Annotated in this window: 8 protein-coding genes; 2 read left to right on the forward strand and 6 right to left on the reverse strand. The window is 41.9% G+C overall.

Features of this window, described 5'->3' with window-relative positions; genetic code table 11:
* Positions 1 to 14 precede the first annotated feature (14 nt).
* The 4 genes from ACNOGP_RS09280 to ACNOGP_RS09295 all read right to left on the reverse strand — a co-directional run bounded on the left by ACNOGP_RS09280 (position 15) and on the right by ACNOGP_RS09295 (position 4,835).
* Entirely contained in the window at positions 15 to 1,172 is a 1,158-nt protein-coding gene (locus ACNOGP_RS09280; protein ID WP_418214625.1) for a FecR family protein, read from the reverse strand.
* A gap of 67 nt (positions 1,173 to 1,239) precedes the next feature.
* The gene (locus tag ACNOGP_RS09285) at positions 1,240 to 1,794 is read right to left on the reverse strand and encodes an RNA polymerase sigma-70 factor (protein WP_007765204.1); all 555 of its coding nucleotides are present in this window, start codon (positions 1,792 to 1,794) and stop codon (positions 1,240 to 1,242) included.
* 33 nt (positions 1,795 to 1,827) lie between these two features.
* The gene (locus ACNOGP_RS09290) at positions 1,828 to 2,529 is read right to left on the reverse strand and encodes a Crp/Fnr family transcriptional regulator (RefSeq protein ID WP_143865401.1); all 702 of its coding nucleotides are present in this window, start codon (positions 2,527 to 2,529) and stop codon (positions 1,828 to 1,830) included.
* 116 nt (positions 2,530 to 2,645) lie between these two features.
* Positions 2,646 to 4,835, reverse strand: coding sequence for a glutamine synthetase III (locus ACNOGP_RS09295; RefSeq protein WP_055278443.1), 2,190 nt, complete (start codon positions 4,833 to 4,835; stop codon positions 2,646 to 2,648).
* A 539-nt stretch (positions 4,836 to 5,374) separates the two neighbouring features.
* Here ACNOGP_RS09295 and ACNOGP_RS09300 point away from each other — a divergent pair.
* A complete protein-coding gene (locus ACNOGP_RS09300) occupies positions 5,375 to 7,582 on the forward strand; it encodes a DUF5686 family protein (protein ID WP_182505752.1) in 2,208 nt (735 codons plus the stop codon).
* 318 nt (positions 7,583 to 7,900) lie between these two features.
* Here the strand turns inward: ACNOGP_RS09300 and ACNOGP_RS09305 are convergent, their stop codons facing one another.
* Entirely contained in the window at positions 7,901 to 9,103 is a 1,203-nt protein-coding gene (locus ACNOGP_RS09305) for an IS110 family transposase (protein ID WP_418214626.1), read from the reverse strand.
* Positions 9,104 to 9,700: 597 nt separating this feature from the next.
* Entirely contained in the window at positions 9,701 to 10,903 is a 1,203-nt protein-coding gene (locus ACNOGP_RS09310) for an IS110 family transposase (RefSeq protein WP_418214626.1), read from the reverse strand.
* Positions 10,904 to 11,200: 297 nt separating this feature from the next.
* On the opposite strand from ACNOGP_RS09310, the gene ACNOGP_RS09315 reads away from it, so the two are divergent.
* The gene (locus tag ACNOGP_RS09315; RefSeq protein WP_418214627.1) at positions 11,201 to 12,331 is read left to right on the forward strand and encodes a retron St85 family RNA-directed DNA polymerase; all 1,131 of its coding nucleotides are present in this window, start codon (positions 11,201 to 11,203) and stop codon (positions 12,329 to 12,331) included.

Here is a 12,331-nt window from a genome sequence, read left to right on the forward strand (position 1 = left end):
TGATGTTAGTTGTATTATTTCGTGGTGATGTAAAGTGTATCATCCTTTTGACTGATTCTTACCAGATTTAAATCCTCAATCATGTCAATAATGGGATTCATGTTTTTATAACGGTTGAGATAAGCACCGATCTTTACTTTTCCGGCAGCTTCATCGCGGAACGAGTAACGGAACCCGTACCATTTGGACAGATAAGCGAACACTTCTTCGAGCGGCTTATTGATAAAGAAGAATGCTCCCGATTCCCAACTGGTGTATAACTCTGTGTTGACATTACGAATGGAGGTTTGACTACTGTTCTTGTCGTAAACAAAATGCTGGCACGGTGCCAGTGGATACTCTTCGCCTTCATGATTGATGGTGACGCTTCCATTTACTAAAGTGACACTCTCTTCCGGTTCATCGTCATAGGCACGTATGTTGAAAGAAGTGCCGGTCACCTTGACCATGTTGTGTGGAGTCTGTATGATAAAGGGGTGTTCCTTGTCTGTAGCTACATTGAAGTAGGCCTCTCCTTCTACCTCTACAATACGTTCTTTTCCGCTGAAACATATCGGGTAGGTGAGACGAGTTTGTGCATTGAGGTGTACGTTTGTTCCGTCCGAAAGGGTGATGTGACATTCCATGCCATGCAGGGTACGGAGCGTGTTTCTCATCTCTTTTACCTGTGGCTTGTTAGATGGAGTCTGGTAGTTAATTCCCTCGGTGTCGATAGTAAATACCTTGACAGCTCCTTCGGGAAGCGAATGGTCGGATAGCTTGAATGTATTGCCGTTGCTTAGAGTTACTTCTCCATCGTGGACGCCTGGTGTTATCTCGCTAATGGATTTTTCCGTCACCTTATTATATATAAGGAGAAAAGTAGGTAACAGAATAAATAAGATAACGGCGGCGTATTTTGAGGCACGTGCCCATGTTGGACGAATTTTGATTTGCCGGTTGTCTAATAAGGGTTTGATCCGTTTCCAGGCGTTGTGAGGTGGAAATTGTTGCAATAATCGGTTGTTGCGTTCGTAGTTCTCTTGATTGAGAATCCGGGTTCCGAGTTCACTATTTTCTGGATGTCCCTCTATCCATTCTTTATACATCTTTTCCTCTTCGGGGGTAGACGAATGAGTAAATAAGGAAGCTAAGATTTTTGCAATTTTAAATTTTTCTTTGAATGAATTCATCGTTTTTTCGATTTGTTATATAAGTAAAACAATCCAATCGAAAAAACGGGGTAATCAAAAAGTTACTTTATTTGCATAAAAATAGTAATAAGGTGTAGCTTATGCCTTTAAGGTTTTCACGAAGTTTGCGATAGGCGATTTTTTTTAACGTATGGACAGTCCCTTCTGAAATTTGCAATTTGTCAGCAATCTCATGGTTTTTTAACCCTTTCATTGAGTATAAGATGATATTCCGCATCTGAGTAGGCAATTCTTCTACCGCTTTGCGAACTATGCGGAACGTTTCCTGTTCAATGATGGTAGCTTCGAAACCATTATCAAACTCTTCTTGGCCGGAGAAAATAGGGATGTCTAATTGTTCGTGTTTGAGATGATTCAAACATTTGTTTCGGGTAACGGTATAAAGAAAGCTTTTTACTTTCAGAATGTCATTGAAATCTTCTTTTCGTTCCCAATAAGCTAATAATACATCTTGTGCAATATCTTTGCAAACTTCTTTGTCTTCGATATAATGGTTGGAGAAAACACAAAGAATAGGGTAGTAGTCATCAAATAGCTTTTTGAAAGCCTGTTTGTTGCCACGTTTTATGTCTGCAATTATATTTTCTATATGTATGTTCACTTTTAAGGTGGAGTGATTGGTGTAGGAACACTCTTAACCAATCTTACTTATTTTCTTCAGCTTTTCTTCTTCGATGATTTTGATCTTTCTTCCGTCGATTGTAATCAGCCGTTCCGTAGCGAATTGCGACAGTGTGCGGATGGCATTCGAAGTAGTCATATTTGATAGATTTGCCAGATCCTCGCGTGAAAGATAAATGCTCAAAGTAGAGCCGTCTTCTTCCAATCCATAACTTTCTTTCAAGAAGATCAAAGATTCGGCCAAACGTCCTCGAATGTGTTTTTGTGTCAGGCTGACGGTTCGTTCGTCAGAAATGCCGAGATCGATGGAAAGCTGGCGGATAAAGAACATGGCCAAGTCATTGTTCTGGGCAACTAAAGTCATGATGGCACTCATGGGAATCAAGCAAACAACAGAAGGTTCGAAAGCTGCTGCGGCAGTAACAAAATCCTCTTTGGCAAAATAAGCACGATATGCAAAATATTCGTGTGGCTTAATCATACGAATAATCTGACTTCTACCTCCTACACCATCTTTGAAGATTTTGACTTTACCATTGATAAGACACATTAGATGCGATGGCGTTTCTCCTTCACAGTAAATGGTTTCATTTTTTTTGTAGGTTTGAATCGTATAATTATTCATCAGAAACTCCTTTTGTTCATTGTTTAGAGGAGCTAACATATCGGATAACGGTTCCGAAATATCGATGTCTGACATATTCATTTTTACCATGAGTGCTACAAAACTGTGTTATACAGCACAAAAGTAGAAATAAAAAATGAAAAAATGAACGAATCTATAAAAAGATTGCACAAAAGTGAGAGCTTTCGTGCAATCTTACGGACGTTTTATTTGGTAAATAACAATTCCCTGTATTTAGGCAATGGCCATATTTCATCATCTACTTCCATCTCCAAGTGGTCGATGTGGTCGCGAATCTGGTCAAGATATGGGCGTACCTTTTCTTCGTATGCAAAGGCTCTATCTTTGTAGTTGTCCATGTGGTTGGCAACTTTTCGTGCCTCAGTCATTTCGCGAACCAATACTTTAATGGAAGTCACCCGGTGCGAAATCTCACGGATCAGTTCTTTGCGGTCGGCACTCAGTACTTCGTATTCTTCAGCCGGAAATATTTCTTTCAGTCCGCGAAGGTTTTCAAGCAAACGGTTCTGATAGGCAACCGCGGTCGGTACGATGTGGTTGATAGCAAGGTCACCCAATACGCGGCCTTCAATCTGAACCTTCATGGTATATTTTTCCAGTTCCACCTCCAGACGGCTGTTCAATTCGGTTTCGTTAAAGATACGTTCGCCGATAAGCACCGATTTAGACTGATTGTCGACGTAATGCATCAATGCTTCCGGAACGTGGCAAATATTGGTCAGTCCGCGTCGCGCAGCTTCCTGTTTCCATTCTTCGGAGTAACCGTCGCCTTCGAAACGGATTGGTTCGGAAGCGATGATTGTTTCTTTCAGCAACCGGAAGATGGCTTCGTCTTTTCCTACTCCGTCTTCCATCAGTTTCTCTACCGATGCACGGAATTCGTTCAATTGATTTGCCATGGCAGCGTTGATAGCTATCATTGCGGCAGCGCAGTTGGAAGAAGAACCTGCGGCGCGGAATTCGAAACGGTTTCCGGTGAAAGCGAAAGGAGAAGTACGGTTGCGGTCGGTTGTATCGAGCAAAATCTCAGGAATACGTCCGATACCCAGTTTCAGTGTAGTCTTTTCTTCCGGTGTCATTTTATCGTTTCCTACTTGGCGGACAATTTCGTCGAGAGTGGCGGAGAGTTGTGAACCCAAAAAGCAGGACAGGATGGCGGGAGGAGCTTCGTTGGCCCCCAGACGGTGGCTGTTGCTGGCACTCATGATGGAGGCGCGCAGCAGGTTTTGGTTCTTATAGACCATCATCAATACGTTGACGAGGAAAGTCAGGAATAACATATTCCCTTTCGGATTCTTTCCCGGAGCAAACAGGTTGATACCTGTGTCGGTGCAAAGAGACCAGTTGTTATGCTTGCCGGAACCATTGACCCCGTTATAAGGTTTCTCGTGCAAAAGTACGTTGAAGTGATGTTTGCGGGCGATTCGTTTCATCAAATCCATGACGAGCTGGTTGTGGTCGTTCGCCAGATTACAGTTTTCGAAGATAGGAGCCAACTCGAATTGATTGGGAGCTACTTCGTTGTGACGGGTTTTGGCGGGAATCCCCAGTTTATGGCATTCAATTTCGAGTTCCTTCATAAAGGCAGTGACACGTGGAGGAATAGAACCGAAGTAATGGTCTTCCAGTTGTTGGTCTTTGGCGGAAGAATGTCCCATCAGAGTCCGTCCTGTCAGGCAAAGATCGGGGCGCGCATTATATAAGGAAGAGTCCACAAGGAAATATTCCTGTTCCCATCCCAGATTCGTATATACACGTGTAATATTCTTGTCGAATAACTGGCAGACTTCCGTTGCAGCTTTATCTACAGCGGCTAGTGCTTTCAGTAGCGGAGTCTTGTAGTCCAGCGCCTCTCCTGTATAAGAGATGAAGATGGTCGGGATACAGAGAGTCGTATCTACTACGAATGCAGGTGAAGAAACATCCCATGCTGTGTAACCGCGTGCCTCGAAAGTATTGCGGATACCACCGTTAGGGAAAGAGGAAGCATCGGGTTCTTGTTGGATCAGCAATTTTCCCGAAAAACGTTCAATTACTCCACCGTCTTCTCCGAATTCGATAAAGCCGTCATGCTTTTCGGCTGTTCCGTCCGTCAAGGGTTGGAACCAGTGCGTGTAGTGTGTGACGTTGAGTGACTTTGCCCAGCTTTTCATGCCGTTGGCAACGAGGTCTGCCACTTCGCGGCTGATAGGTGTACCTTTTTCGATGGCATCGATGACAGCTTTATAGGCTTCTTTGGGAAGATACTCCTGCATCTTTTTGCGATCGAACACATGGCTGCCATAATAATCAGAAAGTTTGTTGGAAGGAGCAGTCACTTCCAAAGGTTTCCGGTTGGAAAGTTCTTGTAATGCAAAAAATCTCATTTTAGACATAAATGGTCTTCTTTTTATCGGTTGATGGCGCAAAAATATATGTTTTTTCTGAAAGTACCCCTATTTTAGAGGGGGTATTTTTAAAAATAGATGTGTTTTTAGAAGTATACCCCCTTCTTAGGGTTATACTCCTTTAGTTTGATTCGTCCGGTGATGATTCGTAGTCTTTAAGGTTATTCTGTGCAGGGAATTTGAAATTGCAGTGCAAAAAACTATAATAGTTTATGCACCCGAGTAGTGGTCCCCTTACATGGTGACCAATGTCACATTGTAACGTGACATTAGTCTGCTTATAACGTGACATTAGTCATTATGCAAGATGACCATCTATATTTGAAAGGATGGAAATCACTAAAGATACGAAATTAATCAGTAAAAAGCAAGAGGGAGCATAGAAAATATGAGCTGTTCGGACACAAATCTGTTTATTTCCGATGCAGTTATGTATTTATGCCATGCGAAGGTTTTCTTTTGATAACTCTTTTTAGTGTCTAACTCTTCTTGCTTTTCGATATTCTTTTTTATATTTGTCTCCGTTAATGAAGGAGATACGACGATTGAGATATAAAATATTGATAGTATGCATATTGGGCTTGTTCTTTTTTACTTCAAAAGGAACGGCTCACGATTATGTAATGAATCCGTATACGCGTCAGGAGATCTCCGCTGATTCCATCATAGAGCGTGTCATGACCTTTGCCCCTTTGTATGAAACGATCGTCAGTGATTATCGTGCCAGCCTATATATAAAAGGTAAAATGGATATCCAGAAAAAGAATTTTATTCTTCGCTATGTGCCCTCTATGTTCCGTCTGCAGAAAGGTGTACGCGAATATTTGCTCGAAACTTACAGTGATCTTCATTATACGGCTCCTAATATTTACGATCAAAAAGTAAAAGCCTATCAAGGTACTGTGCGGGGAAACAGAGGACTGCCGGGTTTGCTTGAATATTTCAGCGTCAATATCTATTCGTCTTCGCTGCTGAATGATGAACGGTTGCTGTCGCCGCTTGCCAAGAACGGACAGAAATATTATAAATATCAGATAGATAGTGTGATGGGAGATCCCAATAATCTCGATTACCGGATACGCTTTATCCCTCGGACAAAAAGCGATCAGTTGGTCGGCGGTTATATGGTTGTCAGCAGTAATGTCTGGAGTGTCCGGGAAATACGTTTTTCGGGACGGTCGGAGCTGATAACATTTACATGTTGGATTAAGATGGGAGAGGTGGGTAAGAAAGATGAATTTTTGCCGGTCCGTTACAATGTGGAGGCACTTTTCAAGTTTCTCGGAAATAGGGTGGATGGCAATTATACCGCTTCTTTGAATTATAAATCGATTGAACTGAAAGAAAAGAAAGTACGCAAGAAAGAAAAGAAAAAGTATAACTTGTCGGAATCATTCTCCTTGCAGTGTGATACGAATGCTTACAAGACGGATGCTTCGACCTTTGCTGTCATGCGTCCTATTCCATTGAGTGAGAGTGAGAAGAAACTCTACCGTGATTACCTGCTCAGGCGTGACACGGCGACAACGCATAAGCCATCCAAAAGTCAGGCTTTCTGGGGAACGATGGGTGACTTGATGGTAGAGGACTATAAATTCAACCTGGCTAATATCGGAAGTGTACGTTTTTCTCCATTCATTAATCCTCTATTGTTCAGTTATAGTGGAAGCAATGGCTTGTCATATCGGCAGGATTTTCGTTATAACCGTCTTTTCAGGGGAGATAAACTGCTCCGTATTGTTCCTAAACTCGGATATAATTTCACACGTAAGGAGTTTTATTGGTCATTGAACGCAGATTTTGAGTACTGGCCGCAGAAACGGGGATTTGTCCGCTTGAATGTGGGGAATGGTAACCGAATTTATAGCAGTAAGGTGCTGGATGAACTGAAAGCCATGCCGGACAGTATATTCAATTTCAACTTGATTCATCTTGATTATTTCAAGGACTTGTATTTCAATTTCCGCCATACAGTCGAGGTTGTCAATGGATTGGATGTCAGTGTCGGTTTCTCTGCCCATAAGAGAACTGCCGTAGAACCTTCACGTTTTGTGATAACCGGTGATTATCCGATGCCTCCTCCGGAGTTTATGGACAAATTCAAGAATACTTATATAAGTTTCGCCCCTCGTGTCCGGGTGGAATGGACACCGGGACTCTATTATTATATGAACGGGAAGCGGAAGATAAACCTGCGTTCATTGTATCCTACTTTCTCGGTTGATTATGAACGGGGAATCAAAGGCGTATTCAAGAGTACGGGCGAATACGAAAGAATAGAATTTGATCTCCAGCATCAAATCCGTTTGGGATTGATGCGTAATATTTATTATCGTTTCGGCTTCGGAGCGTTTACTAATCAGGATGAGTTATATTTTGTTGACTTTGCCAATTTTTCCCGTCACAATCTTCCCGTAGGTTGGAATGACGAAATCGGCGGAGTATTCCAAGTGCTTGACGGACGCTGGTACAACTCTTCCCGCCGGTATGTGCGCGGGCATTTTACTTACGAAGCCCCGTTCCTTATATTGAGACATCTGATGAAGTACACCCGTTATGTGCAGAATGAACGCATTTATGTCGGTGCGCTCACTATGCCGCACCTTCAGCCTTATCTGGAAGTAGGGTATGGCATTGGTACGCATATCTTTGATTTTGGAGTTTTTGTGAGCAGCGAAAACTGGAAATTTGGAGGAATAGGCTGTAAGTTCACGTTTGAGTTGTTCAACCGATAGTTTTCTTCGTTCCGGTTGTTTTATCGAAAGATTTTAGTTATCTTTCCTCTAAAAAGTAAAGTTCCCCTCAGCTACCATATTTGAATATTCGCCATGTGTATAGAATCAATTATGCTTATATTCTGTCTCCTGGCACATAAACCAGCTTAGGCGACAAGTCTTTTGTCGTCTGAACCAATAAAGTTTGTTACTTTCCTCTTCAGCCTAAAAAGGACTACGCCGGTGTCCAATTCCTCTATAGATGCAATAATTTTGTAAACGCGCTCATGTGGCAGCACAAAGATAATTATGTTGTCTATAGAGGTCTATCGGAATGGTCTATTTGACCACTAACGATTCTAATGTCCGGATTTCATTTATCCATTGTTCTTCCTTTTCAAGACGCCTGATGTAGACATCTATAAAGTCCTCATCTTTAGTCAACATGTGCCATACTGCGACTAATACTTTTCGAGCGATTGCCACTTGTATTTTCATCTTGTTCTTATGCCGTTGTGTGCATTGTACGTAGCTGAAGTTTGAGAAAAAGCAGTTTCTGGTTCTTGATGCGACCCAGGATATTTCAATTAATATCTGGCGTAGGAATCTATTCCCATGTGTAGTCCTATTGCTTTTTACTTTATTGTTACTTACGTCATTACGTGGCTTTAGCCCACACCAGCCTACAAGATTTGTCGCTTTTTCAAATGGCTTCATGTCAGCCCCAGTTTCCGCAATTATAGCCGAAGCCGCGCGTTCACTAACACCGGGTATGCTCTGCAACCGTTTGAATGGTTTTGGAAAATATTCCTTGCACATTGTAATGAGGGCATTCTTGCATTCTTCGATTTGCCGTTCAATCATGTTTATAAACTCTGTGTATTGCCTTATCAGACATATGTCCGCTTGGTGAAAGTTTCCGGTTACGGCGGATTTCAGGGTGTCATTCCCGAATTTTCGTATAGTTCTTCCATGAATCAGTTTCACCAACTTATCAGGATCTGTCACCCCATCTATTATTGCTTTGATGCACTTCCGGTAGCTTTTCCCCTTGATCCGCGAAACATAGTTGCTCAACCGAAAACCACAGCGTTGCAAGGCAGCGTCTAGCTTATTGGTGTTGTAAGTCATGTCTTCGTTCAGGTCAAAAATGCGACGGTTGTACTTGCGCATATCCTGCACTGTCTTATCCGGAACAAAACTCCCTCGAATCAGCTGCTTCAGCAGGCATTCCGCTATCCATTGGGCGTCTTTCACATCGCTTTTGCGACCGGGAAGCTGCTTTATGAAATAAGGATTTACCAGTTTGAGCGACATGCTGTCGCACAAGGCATTCCATACCGGTACCCAATAAGTCGCAGTACTTTCCATTGCGGCTTCTGTCACTCCATAAGAAATCATGTCGGAGCACATAAGTTGTAATTCAGGAGTCAATGTTCCATAAACATTTTCAAAAATAATGGTCTCGTTGTGGCTCATCACACACAAATAAATTGTATCTTTGTGAATGTCAAGGCCAGCCACCGTTCTGTTTCTGTCCATATTTATTTTTTTTAAGTTACACTCCTTAAATATAGACATTTACATCAATTACACGAGGTGTAAGGCAGAGTTTTTTACACTGGCCTTGGCTTTTTATTACGCCGGTATAGAAAAACTTGATTTTTCTATATACTTTTGTATAAGAGAGGATGAGGGCAGAATTTAGCATCAAAGAGGTGTAGTCGCCTCATAAGCACAGGTATTTTCCTAGAAAATAAATTCTAAGGTATAAATACCTAAATTTATTTTAGTAAATAACTCATCCTCTCTTCTCTCTTTTTTATATGCATATACAAAATGGACGGAATTTTAATAACGATCATTCCTCTAAAAAGTAAAGTTCCCCTCAGCTACCATATTTGAATATTCGCCATGTGTATAGAATCAATTATGCTTATATTCTGTCTCCTGGCACATAAACCAGCTTAGGCGACAAGTCTTTTGTCGTCTGAACCAATAAAGTTTGTTACTTTCCTCTTCAGCCTAAAAAGGACTACGCCGGTGTCCAATTCCTCTATAGATGCAATAATTTTGTAAACGCGCTCATGTGGCAGCACAAAGATAATTATGTTGTCTATAGAGGTCTATCGGAATGGTCTATTTGACCACTAACGATTCTAATGTCCGGATTTCATTTATCCATTGTTCTTCCTTTTCAAGACGCCTGATGTAGACATCTATAAAGTCCTCATCTTTAGTCAACATGTGCCATACTGCGACTAATACTTTTCGAGCGATTGCCACTTGTATTTTCATCTTGTTCTTATGCCGTTGTGTGCATTGTACGTAGCTGAAGTTTGAGAAAAAGCAGTTTCTGGTTCTTGATGCGACCCAGGATATTTCAATTAATATCTGGCGTAGGAATCTATTCCCATGTGTAGTCCTATTGCTTTTTACTTTATTGTTACTTACGTCATTACGTGGCTTTAGCCCACACCAGCCTACAAGATTTGTCGCTTTTTCAAATGGCTTCATGTCAGCCCCAGTTTCCGCAATTATAGCCGAAGCCGCGCGTTCACTAACACCGGGTATGCTCTGCAACCGTTTGAATGGTTTTGGAAAATATTCCTTGCACATTGTAATGAGGGCATTCTTGCATTCTTCGATTTGCCGTTCAATCATGTTTATAAACTCTGTGTATTGCCTTATCAGACATATGTCCGCTTGGTGAAAGTTTCCGGTTACGGCGGATTTCAGGGTGTCATTCCCGAATTTTCGTATAGTTCTTCCATGAATCAGTTTCACCAACTTATCAGGATCTGTCACCCCATCTATTATTGCTTTGATGCACTTCCGGTAGCTTTTCCCCTTGATCCGCGAAACATAGTTGCTCAACCGAAAACCACAGCGTTGCAAGGCAGCGTCTAGCTTATTGGTGTTGTAAGTCATGTCTTCGTTCAGGTCAAAAATGCGACGGTTGTACTTGCGCATATCCTGCACTGTCTTATCCGGAACAAAACTCCCTCGAATCAGCTGCTTCAGCAGGCATTCCGCTATCCATTGGGCGTCTTTCACATCGCTTTTGCGACCGGGAAGCTGCTTTATGAAATAAGGATTTACCAGTTTGAGCGACATGCTGTCGCACAAGGCATTCCATACCGGTACCCAATAAGTCGCAGTACTTTCCATTGCGGCTTCTGTCACTCCATAAGAAATCATGTCGGAGCACATAAGTTGTAATTCAGGAGTCAATGTTCCATAAACATTTTCAAAAATAATGGTCTCGTTGTGGCTCATCACACACAAATAAATTGTATCTTTGTGAATGTCAAGGCCAGCCACCGTTCTGTTTCTGTCCATATTTATTTTTTTTAAGTTACACTCCTTAAATATAGACATTTACATCAATTACACGAGGTGTAAGGCAGAGTTTTTTACACTGGCCTTGGCTTTTTATTACGCCGGTATAGAAAAACTTGATTTTTCTATATACTTTTGTATAAGAGAGGATGAGGGCAGAATTTAGCATCAAAGAGGTGTAGTCGCCTCATAAGCACAGGTATTTTCCTAGAAAATAAATTCTAAGGTATAAATACCTAAATTTATTTTAGTAAATAACTCATCCTCTCTTCTCTCTTTTTTATATGCATATACAAAATGGACGGAATTTTAATAACGATCATTGTTATCACCGCTTTCCTGGTTTATAAGATGATTTCCTCAAGCAGGAAACAGGAGGGGTATAAAAGATGGAAAGCAACAAGCAGTGGTAAGGAAGAAAAGACTACTAAGGTAAAATGGGAACACGGAGCCTGGCTTAGGCATGCTTTGGGGGGAACTGTTCCGAGAGCGCAGTATGTTCAAAAGTTTGATGAATCGGCTGTTGTTTGGTGCGCCAACTTGTTGGGAGTGGAAACGGCACGGTTGAAGGAAATTCTACGGGATGTTTCCGAACATTACCGGGAGTTCTGGATGAGAAAAAGAAAGGGAGGTTATCGGATGATTTCTGCTCCTGACAAAGAATTACAATCTATTCAAACCACTATTAATTCTCGAATATTATCATCTGTGACAATGATTCATCCGGCGGCAGTAGGTTTCCGGAGCGGTCATTCTGTGGTTGATAATGCCAGTCCCCATCTGGGAAAGCGGTATGTCTTGAAAATGGATATTCATGATTTTTTCTTTTCGATACGGAGTCGGAGGGTGAAAAAGACATTTGAGAAGATCGGTTATCCGGAAAATGTGTCTAAAGTATTGGGAGTGTTGTGCTGCTTGTACAGGCACTTGCCGCAGGGAGCGCCTACAAGTCCGGCGTTAAGCAATATCGTGGGGTATGAGATGGACAAGAAATTGGCTGCATTGGCAGCGGAATACGGACTGACTTATACCCGCTATGCCGACGACCTGACTTTTTCGGGAGATGTGTTCCCCAAAGAACAAATTATTCCCTGGATCAAGCAAATCATCCGTGATGAGAAATTCGAACCGAATCATAAGAAGACCCGTTTTATCAATGAGTATGGCAGGAAGATTATTACAGGAGTATCTGTCTCTTCCGGTGCGAAACTGACAATCCCTAAAGCCAGAAAGAGAGAGATCCGGAAGAATGTCTATTTTATCCTGACGAAAGGCCTGGCGGAACATCAGCGCCGGATTGGCTCGAGTGATCCTGTTTATCTGAAACGGCTGATTGGAGAACTTTGTTATTGGCGGTCAATAGAACCGGACAATGCGTATGTATCCGATTCTATTAACCGTTTGAAATATTTGGAGAAAGGGTATTAA

Source organism: Bacteroides difficilis, assembly GCF_048319815.1.
GTDB classification, from domain to species: domain Bacteria; phylum Bacteroidota; class Bacteroidia; order Bacteroidales; family Bacteroidaceae; genus Bacteroides; species Bacteroides zhangwenhongii.